The organism is Streptomyces sp. NPDC029466, from assembly GCF_055574515.1.
Window position 1 is genome coordinate 103,178 of the sequence record NZ_JBVHZH010000015.1, and the last position, 17,002, is coordinate 120,179.

The following is a 17,002-nucleotide window of genomic DNA, read 5'->3' on the forward strand; positions in this document are numbered from 1 at the left end:
ATATCAGGAACTCCCGAACTCTCGCTCAATGAAGTCGAAGACCTCGTCGTCGCTCGCCGCGTCCAGCGTCGCGGCGACCGTCCCGGCCCCGTCGTCCTCCTGCGCCCCGCCCAGCTCCGACAGCAGGCTCTGGAGCCGGACGGCGAGCCGGTCCCGGGCGACCTCGTCCGTGGCGATCTCGGGCAGCGAGAGTTCCAGCCGGTCGAGCCCGGCGAAGACGGAGAGGAGGCCGGACTGTTCGTCCCGTTCGCCGAGGAGTTCCGCACGGAGCTTCTCGGCGAGGACTTCCGAGGTCGGATAGTCGAAGACCAGGGTGGCCGGCAGCCGCAGTCCGGTGACCGCGGTCAGGGTGTTGCGCAGCTCCACAGCGGTCAGCGAGTCAAATCCGAGCTCGCTGAACGGCCGCCCGCCGGGAACCTCGTCCGGCCCGGAGTAGCCCAGCACCGCGGCCACCTGCGTACGCACCACGGTGAGCAGCAGCTGCTGCCGCTCGGGGTCGCTGAGCCCGGCGAGGCGCCGGCCCAGGTCCTCGGCCATGGCCTTCCCGCCGGCCGCGGAGCGGCGCACGCGCGCCCTGACCAGGTCCCGCATGACCGGTGGCAGCATCCCTTCGGCCGCACGGGCATGCAGCGCGGCGGTGTTCAGCCGCACCGGAATCAGCAGGCTCTCCGCCGAGACGGTCCCCGCGTCGAACAGGGCGAGCCCCTCCGCGGGGGTCAGCGCGTCGATGCCGCCACTGCTCATCCGCCGCAGGTCGGCCTGGTCGAGCCCGTCGGTCATCTCACTGGTGCCGGCCCAGCGTCCCCATGCGAGGGAGACCGCCGGGAGGCCCAGCGCACGGCGATGGTCGGCCAGGGCGTCCAGGAAGCTGTTGGCCGCCGCGTAGTTCGCCTGCCCCGGGGCGCCGAGCACCCCGGCCGCGGAGGAGAACAGCACGAACGCGGAGAGCTCGCGGTCCTTGGTGAGTTCATGCAGGTTCACCGCGGCGTCCACCTTCGGCGACAGCACCGCGTCGAGCCGCTCCGGGGTGAGCGAACCGAACACCCCGTCGTCCAGGACACCTGCCGTGTGCACCACTCCGGTGAGCGGCGCTTCGGCGGGCAGCCCGTCCAGGACCCGGGCCAGGGCGTCCCGGTCGGCCGCATCGCAGGCGACGATCTCGGCGCTCGCACCGAGCCCGGCGAGTTCCGCCCGAAGCTCCCCGGCGCCCTCGGCGGCCGGACCCTGACGACTGATCAACAGCAGCTTGCGCACCCCGTGTTCGGTGGCCAGATGCCGCGCCACCAAGGCACCGAGGGCTCCGGTTCCCCCCGTGATCAGCACGGTGCCCCCGGCATTCCACCTCGGTGCAGCTTCCTGTCCGGGTGCCGCGAACCGAGCCAGCCTGGGCACGAGAACACTCCCGCCGCGCAGGGCCAACTGCGGTTCACCGGACGCCACGGCGGCACGCAGAGCATCTCCGGCGCCCTCGTCGCCAAGGGCGTCTGCATCGGCATCGACCAGCACGATCCGGTCCGGGTGCTCCGACTGCGCGGACCGGACGAGCCCCCAGACCGCCGCTGCCGCCGGGGAGACCGTGGCACCGTCCAGCAGGACCGCACCACGGGTCAGGATCACCAACCGCGCATCCTGATACCGCTCCTCGGCGAGCCAGCTCTGAAGCCGCTCCAGCACCAGGCGCGCGAGGGCATGTGCCCCCTCGGCCAGGCCCTCCCCCACGGCGTCCGGCACGGACCACAGCACCACGTCCGGTACCTCGTCCTGCTCGGCGAACGCGGGCCAGTCGTACGCGGGCGCATCGAGGACGGCCTTCAGACCGATCCCGTTCTCGTCCAGCACCGCCCAGCTCCCGGCCGACACCGTCGTGGTCTCCGGCAGGGGCAGCGGAGTCCAGCGCAGCTGGAGCATCGACTCCCCGCGGCCAGCGGCCAGTTGCTCGGTACGCACCGGCCGGACGGTCAGCCCGTCGATGGTGGCCACGAGCGCACCGGTCTCGTCGGAGACCTTCACCCGCACACCGTCGCCGTCCCGGGTCAGCGTGGTACGCAGCGCGCCCGCGCCCACCGCGTGCAGCCGGATCCCGCGCCAGGCGAACGGCAGCCCCGCTGCTACGTCGTCGAGCAGTCCCACGGTCTGGAGCGCGGCATCGAGCAGGGCCGGGTGCAGGGCGAACCTCGCCGCATCGGCGGTGGCGTCCTCGGGCAGCGTGACCTCGGCATGGACCTCGTCCCCGTGCCGCCAGGCGGCCTGGACACCCTGGAACATGGGGCCGTACCCGAAGCCGGCGGCGGCCAGTTCGTCGTAGAAGCCGTCCACGGAGACGGACTCGGCCCCGGCCGGCGGCCAGACCTCCGCCCCCTCGCCGGCCGGCCCGGCACTCCCCTCGGCCAGCACACCGACGGCGTGCCGGGTCCAGTTCTCCTCCGTGTCCTCCTCCCACCGGGAGTACACGGTCAGTGGCCGGCGGCCGTCCTCCTCGGGCTCCGCGACGACCACGCGCAGCTGCACGCCGCCCCGCTCCGGCAGAACCAGCGGTTCCTGGAGGGTCAGTTCCTCGATGAGGTCACAACCGAGCCGGTCGCCGGCCTGGAGGGCCAGTTCGACCAGAGCGGTTCCCGGCAGCAGCACGGTGTCCATGACGGCGTGGTCGGCCAGCCACGGATGCGTGGCCAGGGACAGCCGCCCGCTCAGGACGACGGCATCCGGCAGGGTCACGGTGGCACCGAGCAGCGGGTGCTCGGCATTGCCCAGCCCAGCAGCCGTCATATCGCCGGCTCCGGTGGTCCCCTCCAACCAGTAGCGCCGCCGCTGGAAGGCGTAGGTCGGCAGCTCCACGGTGCGGGCGCCCGGGAACAGCGGCGTCCAGTCCACCGGGACGCCCCGGGCGTAGGCGACGCCGAGAGCATGCAGCAGGGCGACGGGTTCGGGGCGGTCCTTGCGGAGGGTCGGCTGGAGGGTGGTGGGGGCGGTGGTTGCGGGGGTAGTAGTGGCGGTCTGCGGTAGGCAGTCCTGGGCCATGGCGGACAGGACGCCGTCGGGGCCGAGTTCGAGGAAGGTGGTGATGCCTTCGGCGTGGGCAGCCTGGATGCCGTCGTGGAAACGGACGGCTTCCCGGACGTGCCGCACCCAGTACTCGGGGTCGCGGAGGTCGGCGGGGTCGGCGAGCGAGCCGGTCACGTTCGAGACCAGCGTCAACTGAGCGTTGTTGTAGGTGAGTTGGTCCAGGACCGCGCGGAATTCCGCCAGCATCGGGTCCATCAGCGGCGAGTGGAAAGCGTGGCTTACGCGCAGCCGCTTGACCTTGCGGCCCTCGGCCTCCAGGGCGGCGGTGATCTGCTCGACCTCGGTCTCGGCGCCGGAGATCACGACGGACTCGGGACCGTTGACGGCAGCGATACCGACCTGGGCGCGGCCCTCCAGCAGTGGCAGGGCCTCATCCTCCGAGGCCCGCACCGAGACCATGACGCCACCGGCCGGCAGGGCCTGCATCAGCCGCCCACGTGCGGCAACCAGCTTCGCCGCGTCCGCCAGCGACCACACACCGGCAAGGTAGGCAGCCGTCACCTCACCGATGGAATGCCCCAGCAGCACCTCCGGCGTCACACCATGGGATTCGACGAGACGGTAGAGCGCGACTTCGAGGGCGAACAGCGCCGCCTGCGCGTACTGCGTCTGATCGAGCAGGTCCTCCTCGCCCCAGACCACCTCACGCAAGGGCCGCGGCAACAGACCGTCCAGCTCCGCGCACACCTCGTCCCAGGCCCGCGCGAACACCGGGTAGGCGTCGTACAGCTCACGGCCCATGCCGAGTCGCTGCGCGCCCTGGCCGGTGAACAGCACACCGAGTCGTGGGTCGCCGATGACGTCGGCGTCCGGAGTGACGTTCCGGAGGGCGGCGAGGAGTTCCGTACGGTCGGTGCCCAGGACCACCGCGCGGTGGTCCAGCGGGGTACGGGTGGTGACCAGCGAGAACCCGATGTCGGCCGGGCTCAGGTCCGGTTGCGCTGCCACGAAGGACGCCAGCCGTCCGGCCTGTGCGGCGAGGGACTCCGCGGAGCGGGCCGAGAGCACCCAGGGCACGACCCCGGTGTCGGAGCCGGTGCCGGAGCCAGTATCGGAGCCGGTGTCCGCGTCGGCACCGATCGCAGCGGGCCCTTCGGCCACCGTCCCCGGCGCCTCTTCCAGCACGACATGCGCATTGGTGCCGCTGATCCCGAAGGAGGACACGCCCGCCCGGCGCGGCCGCCCGGTGGTCGGCCAGTCGCGCGCCTCGGTGAGCAGTTCGACCGCACCGGCCGACCAGTCGACGTGCGAGGAGGGTTCATCGACATGCAGGGTCCGTGGAAGGACACCGCGCCGCATGGCAAGGACCATCTTCATCACACCGGCCACGCCGGCCGCGGCCTGGGTGTGCCCGATGTTCGACTTGACCGTGCCCAGCCACAGCGGCTCTTCCCGGTCCTGCCCGTAGGTCGCCAGCAGCGCCTGGGCCTCGATCGGGTCGCCGAGCGTCGTACCGGTGCCGTGCGCCTCCACCGCGTCCACCTCGGACGCTTCGAGACCGGCGTTGGCGAGCGCCTGACGGATCACCCGCTGCTGCGACGGGCCGTTGGGGGCAGTCAGACCGTTGGACGCACCGTCCTGGTTCACCGCCGAACCCCGGACGACAGCCAGGACCGGGTGACCGTTCCGCCGGGCATCCGACAGCCGCTCCACCAGGAGCATTCCGGCGCCCTCGGCGAGGGTGGTGCCGTCCGCGCCCGAGGCGAAGGCCTTGACCCGGCCGTCGACCGCGAGATTCCGCTGCCGCGAGAAGTCGACGAAGGTGCCCGGGGTCGCCATCACCGAGGCGCCACCCGCCAGCGCGAGCTCGCACTCCCCCGCCCGCAGCGCCTGCATCGCCTGATGCAGCGCCACCAGCGAAGAGGAGCAGGCCGTGTCCACGGTGACCGCGGCACCTTCAAAACCGAAGGTGTACGCCACCCGGCCGGAGGCGACACTGCCGGACGTCCCCGTACCGAGGTGTCCTTCGACCTCCTCCGGTATGGAGTCGGTCTGCAAGCCGTAGTCGTGGTACATGATGCCGGCGAAGACGCCGGTCCGGCTGCCGTGCAGGGAGGCCGGGGCGATCCCGGCCCGTTCGACGGCCTCCCAGGACATCTCCAGCAGGAGCCGCTGCTGCGGGTCCATGGCCAGCGCCTCGCGCGGGGAGATGCCGAAGAATGCGGGGTCGAACTCGCCCGCGTCGTAAAGGAATCCGCCCTCACGGGTGTAGGTCTTGCCGGGCAGACCGGGTTCGGGGGCATAGAGCCGGTCGAGGTCCCAGCCACGGTCGGCGGGGAACTCACCGATGGCGTCGGTCCCGGCCGCCAGCAGCTGCCAGAGCTCCTCGGGCGAGGTGACACCGCCGGGGAACCGGCAGGCCATACCGACGATCGCGATGGCCTCGTCGTCCGTGCCGGCGGCCCGCGTGGTGGGTACGACCGCCGTCTCCTCCTCCAGCAGTTCGCGACGCAGACAGTCGGTGAGCGCGAGGGGTGTCGGATAGTCGAACACCAAGGTGGCGGGCAGCCGCAGCCCGGTGGCCCCGGTCAGGCGGTTGCGCAGCTCCACGGCGGTCAGCGAATCAAAGCCGAGATCCTTGAACACCTGGTCCGTACGGACCGCGCCGGAGTCCTCGTAGCCCAGTACGGCCGCGACCTGAGTGGTCACCAGGTCGAGCAGCAGCTCCGCACGGTCCTCGGCCGGCAGTCCGGCCAGCCGCTCCCGCAGGGACGCGGCCTCACCGGCCGCTGCGGTGGCGCGCCGCACCGGCACCCGTACGACGTTCCGCAGCACCGCCGGCACCGCGCCGGAAGCGGCCAGACCACGCAGGTCGAGCCGGATCGGCACGAGCAGTCCGGAGCCGGGCGCGGCACAGGCGAGGTCGAACAGGGCCACCCCCTCGGCCTGGTCGAGCGCCAGCGCACCACCGCGGGCCATCCGCCGGACATCGGCGGAGCCGACCTCCCGGGTCATCGCACTGCGCTCCGCCCAGAACCCCCAGGCCAGTGAGGTGCCCGGGAGGCCACTGAGGCGACGGTGCTGTGCGAGGGCGTCGAGGAACGTATTCGCCGCCGCGTAGTTGGCCTGTCCGGCGCTGCCGAGCACACCGGCGGCCGAGGAGAACAGTACGAAGGCCGACAGGTCCAGGTCCTGGGTCAGTTCGTGCAGGTTCCAGGCCGCGTCCACCTTCGGGCGAAGCACGGTGTCGAGGCGCTCCGGGGTCAGCGAGCCGATGATGCCGTCGTCCAAGACTCCGGCGGTGTGCACCACACCCGTCAGCGGGGCATCGGCCCGGATCCCGGCCAGTACGCCGGCCAGCGCGTCACGGTCAGCCGCGTCACACGCCACGACCTCAACCCGGGCACCCAGCTCCACCAGCTCGGACTGCAACTCCCTGGCGCCGCCCGCTTCCAGACCACGGCGGCTGGTCAACACCAAGCTACGAACGCCGTGCTCAGACACCAGATGGCGGGCGAACAGTGCACCCAACGTGCCCGTGCCACCCGTGATCAGCACCGTGCCCTCGGGGTCCCATACCGGCGCACTATCCGCATCCGACGGTACGGACCGCACCAGCCGCGGCACGGAAGCCACCCCGTCGCGAACCGCCAACTGCGGCTCACCCGAAGCAACCGCCGCGGCGATGACCTCCACCGACGACTCACACTCGTCAAGGTCGATGAGCACGAACTGATCCGGGTTCTCGGTCTGCGCGGAACGCAGCAGACCCCACACCGCGCCGCTCACCGCATCCAGCGGCTCCCCCGCCACCGATACGGCGCCACGGGTCGCGATCACCAGCTTCGAACGCGTGCAACGCTCATCAGCCAGCCAGGACTGCACACCCTCCAGCACCCGGCCCACCGTGGCCCGGACCGCCTGCGGCACCTGCAACGCACCATCCGAGCGAGGCACCGCCAGCACCACACACTCCGGCACCTCCACCAGCTCACTCAGCACGTCCGCACCCGACGCACCCAACGCAGCAGCCAGCCCCGCATCCTCGCCAAGGACCGCCCACGAACCCGCCACCGGCTCCGACCGAAGCGGCAACTCCGACCACTCCATGGTGAACAGGGCATCCGTGCTCGGGCCTTCGTTGAGCTTGCCGGCGGTCACCGGCCTGGTCACCAGGGAGTCGACGGAGGCGACCACGGTTCCCGTGCCATCGGCGACCAGGACCGAGAAGCCGCCACCGGCCGGGCTCAGTTTCACCCGCAGTGCGGCCGCTCCTACGGCGTGCAGACGGACCGTGTTCCAGGCGAAAGGCAGCTGGGCCTGTCCCCCGGCCTCTGTGGCCGGGTGGAGACCGATCGCATGCAGCGCGGAGTCGAGCAGGGCCGGATGCAGCCCGAACTTCGCCGCGTCGGCAGCCAGGTCCTCGGGCAGGGCGACCTCGGCGAAGATCTCCTCACCACGCCGCCATGCTGCGCTCAGACCCTGGAACACCGGGCCGTAAGTCATACCCACCGCAGCGAATTCGTCATACACGCCGGTCACCGAGACCGGCTCAGCGCCGCGGGGAGGCCAGCTCTCCTCACCGAAGTCCACCGGCTCGGCACCCAGCGCGAGCGTGCCGGTGGCGTGCCGGGTCCACTGCTGGTCTGCCGGCGCCTCCTCGGCACGGGAGTACACGGCGAGTTCACGACGACCGTCCGCATCGGACTCACCGACGGTGACACGGAGTTGCCGCCCTCCGATCGCCGGGACGATCAGCGGTGCCTCAAGGGTGAGTTCCTCCAGCAGATCGCAACCGACCTGGTCACCGGCCCGGATGGCGAGTTCCACCAGTCCGGTTCCGGGGAGCAGCACGGTGTCCAGTACGGAGTGATCGGCCAGCCAGGGGTGCGTGGCGAGCGACAGCCGGCCACTGAAGAGGAAGCCGTCGGAGTCCGGCAGCGCCATCGCGGCACCGAGCAGCGGGTGATCGGCCGCATCGAGTCCGAGCCCCGAGGCGTCCCCGCCGAAGAACACACCGGAGGGCCAGTAGCGCTTGTGCTGGAAGGCGTAAGTGGGCAGGTCGATCCGCCGGCCGGCCGGGAGCAGGGTGCTCCAGTCCACCGGGACGCCATGCGCCCAGAGCCGGCCCAGCGATTGCGCGAACCGGGACCAGCCGCCTTCGTCGCGGCGCAGGGTGCCGGTGACGACGACGGGGCTGCCCGCTTCCTGCGCCGTGTCCTCGATTCCGGGCGTCAGTACGGGGTGCGCACTGCACTCCACGAAGACGCCGTGCCCGTCGGACAGCAGCGCCTGCACGGCCTCCTCGAACCGCACCGGATTGCGCAGGTTCTCAAACCAGTACCCGGCCTCCAGCTCCTCGCCCGATATGAGCGAAGCGTTCACCGCCGAGTAGAACGGGATACGGCCTTCCGCAGGCGTCACCTCGGCCAGGACCGTGGCGAGCTCCTCGCGCAGCTCCTCGACCTGCGGGCCGTGCGAGGCGTAGTCCACCGGAATCTGCCGGGCCCGCACCTCCTGATCGGCGCACTCCGCCAGCAACTCCTGCAAAGCATCCGGCTCACCGGAAACCACCGTGGCGGACGGCCCGTTGATGGCCGCGACAGACAGCCGCTCGCCCCACTTGGCGATGCGCTCCTCAACCGCCGCACGCGAGCCGGCGACCGACACCATGCCGCCGCGTCCGGCAAGAACCCGGCCGATGGCCTGACTGCGCAACGCCACCACCCGGGCACCATCACGCAGGGACAAGATCCCGGCAACGCAGGCCGCGGCGATCTCACCCTGCGAATGCCCCACCACAGCCGACGACACCACGCCACAGTCCTCCCAGACCGCGGCCAGCGACACCATCACCGCCCACAGCACCGGCTGCACCACATCAACCCGCGCCAACGCATCCTCATCCGACAGCACCGCCATCAGATCCCAGGACACAAACTCCGACAGCGCCGCACCACACTCAGCCATCCGCCCCGCAAACACCGGCGACGAAGCGAGCAGTTCATCCGCCATACCCAGCCACTGCGAACCCTGACCAGGGAACACCAGCGCCACACGGCTACCGGCTCCCGTTCCGGTGGCACCCCGCACCACACCCGCGGGATCCACCCCCGCAGCCAGCCCACGGAGGCCGTCAAGAAGGTCCGCACCGTCAGCACCGAGCACCACCGCCCGGTGCTCCAACCCCGCCCGGGTACTCAGCAGGGAGAACCCCACATCAGCAGGATTCAGCCCCGTACGGTCCGCCACGAAGGACGCCAACCGCCCCGCCTGGGCAACCAACGCCTGCTCCGAACGCGCCGACAGCACCCACGGCACCACCCCAGCAGGCACGCCCCCAGCAGGCGCAACCTCAGCCGGTTCCACGGCCTCCGGCTCAGCCGCCGGGGCCTGCTCCAGCACCACATGCGCATTCGTCCCGCTGATGCCGAAGGACGACACACCCGCCCGGCGCGGCTGACCGCTCTCCGGCCAGTCCCGGGGCTCGGTCAGCAACTCCACCGCACCCGCGGACCAGTCCACATGCGACGACGGCTCGTCCACATGCAGCGTCTTGGGCAGCACGCCGTGCCGCAGCGCCATGACCATCTTGATGACGCCGGCCGCGCCGGCCGCCGACTGGGTGTGTCCGATGTTGGACTTGATCGAGCCCAGCCACAGGGGCCGGTCCTCGGGGCGGTCCTGGCCGTACGTGGCGAGCAGCGCCTGGGCCTCGATCGGGTCGCCGAGCGTCGTTCCCGTGCCGTGTGCCTCCACCGCGTCCACATCCGACGCTTCGAGTCCGGCGTTGGCGAGCGCCTGGCGGATCACCCGCTGCTGCGAGGGGCCGTTCGGGGCCGTCAGACCGTTGGACGCACCGTCCTGGTTGACCGCCGAACCCCGCACCACCGCGAGGACCGGATGGCCGTTGCGCCGGGCATCCGACAGCCGCTCGACGAGCACCATGCCGGCGCCTTCGCCCCAGCCCGTGCCGTCCGCCGCGTCCGCGAAGGGCTTGCAGCGGCCGTCGGCGGCGAGGCCGCGCTGGCGGGAGAACTCGATGAACACGTCCGGGGTGGCCAGCACCGTGACACCGCCGGCCAGTGCCAGTGAGCATTCGCCGGAGCGCAGCGCCTGGATGGCCAGATGCAGGGCCACCAGGGAGGACGAGCAGGCCGTGTCGACGGTCAGTGCCGGGCCCTCCAGGCCGAAGGAGTACGCGATGCGGCCGGAGACGACGCTGCCCGCGGTGCCGGTGCTGGCGTACCCCTCGGTCTGGTCGTACACCGGGGCCAGTTGGGTCGCGTAGTCATCCGAGGTCGCGCCGGCGAACACACCGGTCTTGGTACCGCGGACCGACTGGGGGTCGATTCCGGCGCTCTCGAAGGCCTCCCAGGAGGTTTCCAGCAGCAGTCGCTGCTGGGGGTCCATGGCCAGCGCCTCGCGCGGTGAGATCCCGAAGAAGGCGGGGTCGAAGCCGGTGGCGTCGGCGAGGAAGCCGCCCGCGCGCGCATAGGAGGTGCCGCGGTGGTCGGGGTCCGGGTGGTACAGCTCGTCGAGGTTCCAGCCCCGGTCCGCGGGGAAGCCGGACAGCGCGTCGGTGCCGTCGGCGAGCAGTCGCCAGAGGTCCTCGGGCGACTCCACTCCGCCGGGATACCGGCAGGCCATGCCGACGATGGCGATCGGCTCGTCGTCGGCGGCAGCGGAGGACCGCACGGGCGCCGGGGTGTCGGTCTGCCGGCCGAGCAGTTCGCCGCGCAGGTGGTTCACCAGGGCGAGCGAGTTCGGGTAGTCGAAGACAAGGGTCGCGGGCAGCCGCAGTGCGGTGCCGCTGTTGATCCGGTTGCGGAGCTCCACCGCGGTCAGCGAGTCGAAGCCGAGCTCGGAGAAGGCGCGCTCGGCCTCCACCGCCTCGGGACCCGGATAGCCGAGCACCGCGGCCACCTGCGTACGTACCAGGTCGAGCAGGGTCCGTTCCTGGTCGGCGATGGAGAGTGCGGCGAGCCGCTGGACGAGGGTGTTGCCGGCGTCCGGTGCGGTGAGCGCGGCGGCGGCGCGCCGGGACGGGGTGCGTACCAGGCCGCTGAGCACGGGCGGCAGTTCCGTCGCGGTGGCGCCCTTCAGTTCCAGCTTGGCGGGTGTGACCACCGCCCGGGCGACGGTGGCGGCCGCGTCGTACAGCGCGACGCCCTCCTCCGAGGTCATCGGCAGGACGCCACCGGAGGCGGCGCGCCGCACATCGTGCTCGGCCAGCTTCCCGGTCATGGCGCTGGCCTCGGCCCACAGTCCCCACGGCAGGGAGAGCGCGGGCAGGCCGAGCGCGCGGCGGTGTGCGGCCAGGGCATCCAGGAAGGTGTTCGCGGCGGCGTAGTTGCCCTGCCCCGGGCCGCCGAACATCCCGGACACCGAGGAGAACAGGACGAAGGCGGAGAGGTCGAGGTCCTTGGTGAGTTCGTGGAGGTGCCAGGCGCCGTCCACCTTCGGTCGCAGGACGTGGTCGAGCCGCTCGGGGGTGAGCGAGTCGATCACTCCGTCGGAGAGCACCCCGGCGGTGTGCACGACACCGGTCAGCGGGGTCTCCGCGGGGATGTCGGCGAGCAGCGCGGCCACCGCGGTCCGGTCGGCGATGTCGCAGGAGGCCAGGGTGACCTCGGCGCCGAGTGCGGTGAGTTCGGCGCGCAGGCCGTCCGCGCCGGGCGCGTCGGCGCCGCGCCGGCTGACCAGCAGGAGGTGGCGCACCCGGTGCTCGGCCACCAGGTGCCGCGCGATGACGGCGGCGAGGGTGCCGCTGGCCCCGGTGATCAGTACCGTGCCGTCCGGGTGCGGGGCCGGCGGGAGGGTGAGTACCACCTTGCCGATCTGGCGGGCCTGGCTGATGTACCGGTAGGCGTCCGGGGCGCGGCGCACATCCCAGGTGGTGAGCGGCAGCGGGCGCAGCACGCCGCGGTCGAACAGGGCGAGGAGGTCGGTGAACATCTCGCGGGTGCGTTCCGGCCCGGCTTCGGGGAGGTCGAAGGCGCGGTAACGGACGCCGGGGTAGGTGGTGGCGATCTCGTCCGCGTCGCGGACGTCGGCCTTGCCCATCTCGATGAACCGGCCGCCCGAGGGCAGCAGCCGCAGGGAGGCGTCCACGAACTCGCCGGCCAGGGAGTCGAGTACGACGTCCATGCCCCGGCCCCCGGTGGCGGCCAGGAACCGGTGCTCGAAGTCCAGGGCCCGGGAGGAGGCGATGTGGTCGTCGTCCAGGCCGAGTTCGCGCAGGGCGTCCCACTTCGCCGGGCTGGCGGTGCCGTAGACCTCGGCGCCGAGGTGGGTGGCCAGCTGGACCGCGGCCATGCCCACGCCGCCGGCGGCGGAGTTCACCAGCACGGTGTCGCCCGGCCGCACTCCGGCCAGATCGACCAGGGCGTAGTAGGCGGTGAGGAAGACGATCGGGGTGGCCGCGGCCTCGGCGAAGGACCAGCCCTCGGGGATGCGGACGATGGCCCGGTGGTCGGCGACGGCGAGCGGGCCGAAGGCTTCGGTGAACGTACCCATCACCCGGTCGCCGGGGGCGAGGCCGGTCACGCCGGAGCCGACCTCGACGATCACGCCGGCGCCTTCCAGGCCCATCGCTCCGGCGTCGCCGGGGTACATGTCCAGGGCGCTGAGCACGTCGCGGAAGTTGAGGCCGGCGGCGCGTACCTCGATCCGGACGTGGTGCCCGGCCAGCGGCCCGCAGGCCCGGTCGCTGTCCACCAGCGCGAGGGCGTCCAGGTTGCCCTTGGCGGTGCTGGTGAGCTGCCAGGCCCGGCCGTCCGGCGGGGTCAGCGGGGCGGCGGAGGCGGCCTTCATCAGACGGGTGGCGTGCAGGGTGCCGCCGCGCAGCGCGAGCTGCGGTTCGCCGGAGGCGAGGGCGGCGGGCAGCGCGCGGCAGGAGGCTTCCTGGTCGTCGAGGTCGATGAGCAGAAAGCGGTCCGGGTTCTCGGTCTGCGCGGAGCGGACCAGTCCCCATACGGGGGCGGGGGCGAGGTCCGGGCTGCGCTCCTCGGTGACGGAGACCGCGCCCCGGGTGAGGATGACCAGCCGGGACGCGGCGAACCGCTCCTCGGCCAGCCAGCCGCGCAGCGCGGCCAGCGTCCGGGTGGTGGTCTCCCGTACCCGGTCCGGCAGTTCGCCGGGGGCGGCCTCCGGCAGGGCCCAGAGCACGGCGTCGGGCACGGTGTCCCGCGCGGCGAGGGCCGCGAAGTCCTCGGCCGTCGCCACCTCGGTGCCGGCGGCGCGCAGCGTTCCGGCCACGGTCTCGGTGCCGCTGCCGACGGCCGCCCAGGTGGCGGGGCGGGCGGGTTCCCCCACTTCGGGCAGCGTGATCCAGTCGAGGTGGAAGAGCGAGGACCAGTGGTCGCGGGCGGCGGACTTGAGGGTGCCGGAGACGGGCCGGATCGCCAGGGAGTCGATGGTGGCCACGGGTGCGCCGGTGTCGTCGGCGACGAGGACCGTGACCCCGCCGTCCGGGGACGGGGAGAGTCTGGCGCGCAGGGTGGCCGCGCCGACGGCGTGCAGCCGGACGCCGGTCCAGGAGAACGGCAGGCCGGGCCCGCCGTTGGTGAGGGAGGTACCGAGGCTCACGGTCTGTACGGCCGCGTCGAGCAGCGCCGGATGCAGACCGAACCGGCCCGCCTGTTCGGCCGCTTCCGCGGGCAGCGCGACCTCGGCGAACACCTCGTCGCCGCGCCGCCACGCGGCCCGCACGCCCTGGAACACCGGTCCGTACGCGAATCCGGCGGCGGACAGCTCCTCGTAGAAGCCGTCGACGGCGACGGGCTCGGCCTCGGCGGGTGGCCAGGACTCCCCGAGTCCGGCGGGTGTGCCGGTGCCGGCCGCCGTGGCGAGGAAGCCGGTGGCGTGCTGCGTCCAGGGTTCATCGCCGTCGGCGTCTTCGGGGCGGGAGAACACCGCGATCTCCCGGCGGCCGTCCGCGGCGGGCTCGCCGACGGTGACGCGGGTCTGCACCGCGCCCTGGCCGGGGAGGGTCAGGGGCGTCTGGAGGGTGAGTTCCTCCAGCAGGTCGCAGCCGACCTGGTCCCCGGCGCGGATGGCGAGTTCGACCAGTGCGGTGCCCGGTACCAGCACGGTGCCGGAGACCGCGTGGTCGGCGAGCCAGGGGTGGGTGGCCAGGGACAGCCGGCCGGTGAAGAGGAAGCCGTCGGAGTCGGGCAGCGCCACGGCGGCGCCGAGGAGGGGGTGTCCGGCCGGGCCGAGTCCGGCGGCCGTCACATCCCCGGCGTCGGCGGAGCCTTCGAGCCAGTACCGCCGGCGCTGGAAGGCGTAGGTGGGCAGGGCGGTGCGCCGGCCGCCCTGGAGGTGTGGGGTCCAGTCGACGGTGGCACCGCGGACGTGGGCACCGGCCAGGGTGTCGCGCAGGGCCTCGGGTTCGGGGCGGTCGGCGCGCAGGCTCGGCCGGAACGCGACGGTCTCCGGCAGACAGTCCTGGCCCATGGCGGAGAGCACCCCGCCGGGGCCGAGTTCCACGAAGAGGTCCACGCCTTCGCGGTGTGCGGCCCGGATGCCGTCGTGGAAGCGGACGGCCTCGCGGACATGGCGGACCCAGTAGGCCGGATCGCACAGTTCCGCGGGCTCGGCCAGGCGTCCGGTCACGTTGGACACCACCGCGAACTGCGGTTCCTGATAGGTGAGTTGCTCCGTGACGGCGCGGAACTCGGCGAGCATCGGCGCCATGAGCGGCGAGTGGAAGGCATGGCTCACCCGCAGCCGCTTGACCTTACGGCCGTCGGCCTCCAGAGCGGCGACGACCTCCTCCACCGCGTCCTCGGCACCCGAGAGCACGACGGACTCGGGGCCGTTGACGGCGGCGATCCCGACCTGCTCGCGGCCTTCCAGCAGCGGCAGGACCTCGTCCTCAGAGGCCCGCACCGACACCATGACGCCACCGGCCGGCAGGGCCTGCATCAGCCGTCCGCGCGCCGCGACCAGCTGCGCCGCGTCCGCCGTCGACCACACACCCGCCAGGTAGGCGGCCGTGACCTCACCGATGGAGTGGCCCAGCAGCACGTCCGGGGTCAGGCCCCAGGACCGCATGAGCCGGTAGAGGGCGACCTCGACGGTGAACAGGGCGGCCTGGGCGTACTGAGTCTGGTGGAGGAGGTGCTGGTCCTCGCCCCATACGACCTCCCGCAGGGGCCGGGGCAGCCGCGGGTCGAGCTCCGCGCACACCTCGTCCCAGGCCTGCGCGAAGACCGGGTAGGTCTCGTACAGCTCACGGCCCATCCCGAGCCGCTGCGATCCCTGGCCGGTGAACAGCACACCGACCCGGCCGTCGCCCGCGACCCCGCACAGCGCGCCGGTGGCGTCCGACCCGCGCTCGGCCAACTCCTCGACACGGCCGAGGAGTTCGGCGCGTCCGGTGCCGAAGACGACCGCACGGTGCTCCAGTGCGGCACGGCTGGTCGCCAGGGAGAAGCCGATGTCGACCGGGTCCAGATCCGGCCGGTCGGCCACGAAGGACAGCAGTTCACGGGCCTGGGCGGCGAGGGCCTGCCGGGAACGGGCGGACAGCACCCAGGGCAGCACCGCGGCCGACGGAGCGGGCGGCGCCACCGGGGCCTCTGCCGGGGCCGGTTCGCCTTCCGGGGCCTGTTCGAGGATGACATGGGCGTTGGTGCCGCTGATCCCGAAGGACGACACCCCGGACCTGCGGGGGCGGCCGGTCTCCGGCCAGTCGCGGGCCTCGGTGAGCAGCCGCACCGCGCCGGCCGACCAGTCGACATGCGGGGTGGGCTCGTCGACGTACAGGGTCTTGGGCAGCACACCGTGCCGCAGGGCCATCACCATCTTGATGACCCCGGCGGCTCCGGCGGCGGCCTGGGTGTGTCCGATGTTGGACTTCACCGAACCGAGCCAGAGCGGCCGGTCGGCGGGGCGGTCCTGCCCGTAGGTCGCCAGCAGCGCCTGGGCCTCGATGGGGTCGCCGAGGGTCGTGCCGGTGCCGTGCGCCTCCACCGCGTCGACCTGGTCGGCCGACAGCCGGCTGCTGGCCAGGGCCTGCCGGATCACCCGCTGCTGCGAGGGGCCGTTGGGGGCGGTCAGACCGTTGGACGCACCGTCCTGGTTCACCGCCGAACCACGCACCACCGCGAGGACCGGATGGCCGTTGCGCTGGGCGTCCGACAGCCGCTCGACCAGCAGCAGCCCGGCGCCCTCACCCCAGCCGGTGCCGTCCGCGGCGCCGGCGAAGGCCTTGCACCGGCCGTCCTCGGCGAGACCACGCTGCCGGGAGAACTCCACGAACAGATCGGGGGTGGACATCACCGACACACCGCCGGCCACGGCCAGCGAGCACTCGCCCGCGCGCAGGGCCTGCATCGCCCAGTGCAGCGCCACCAGCGACGAGGAACAGGCGGTGTCCACGGTGATCGCGGGGCCTTCGAGGCCGAACGTGTAGGCAATACGGCCGGACAGCACGCTCGCCGAGGCGCCGGTGACGCCGTAGCCCTCGGCCACCTCGGGCGCCACCCGCAGCTGCGAGGCGTAGTCCTGGTAGTTCACCCCGACGAAGACGCCGGTACGGCTGCCGCGCAGCGAGAGCCCGTCGATGCCGGCCCGCTCGAAGGTCTCCCAGGAGGCTTCGAGCAGCAGCCGCTGCTGCGGGTCCATCGCGGTCGCCTCACGCGGCGAGATCCCGAAGAACCCGGCATCGAACTCGCCGACGCCGTCCAGGAAGCCGCCTTCCCGGACGTAGGAGGTCCCGCGGTGGTCCGGGTCCGGGTGGTACAGGCTCGCCGCATCCCAGCCGCGGTCGGCCGGGAATTCGGTCATGGCGTCGGTACCGGAGGCCAGGATCCGCCACAGTTCCTCGGGAGAGTTCGCGCCGGGGAACCGGCACGCCATCGCGACGATGGCGATCGGCTCCCGCATCGCGCCCGCGAGCTTGCGGTTCTGTTCACGCAACCGTTCGGTCTCCTTGAGCGATGCTCGCAGAGCCTCAGCGACGCGGTCTTTCTGCACGGCCATCGTGAAC

The 17,002-nt window shown here is 72.5% G+C and carries 1 protein-coding gene; it reads right to left on the reverse strand.

Going from position 1 to position 17,002, the window contains the following annotated elements; genetic code table 11:
- Positions 1-3: 3 nt before the first annotated feature.
- The gene (locus ACZ4XD_RS14530; RefSeq protein WP_468041958.1) at positions 4-16,995 is read right to left on the reverse strand and encodes an SDR family NAD(P)-dependent oxidoreductase; all 16,992 of its coding nucleotides are present in this window, start codon (positions 16,993-16,995) and stop codon (positions 4-6) included.
- Positions 16,996-17,002: the final 7 nt, after the last annotated feature.

Coding starts and splice junctions, on each gene's coding strand:
- ACZ4XD_RS14530 (WP_468041958.1), bottom strand. CDS start 16,995: ATGGCCGTGCAGAAAGACCGCGTCGCTGAGGCTCTGCGAGCATCGCTC.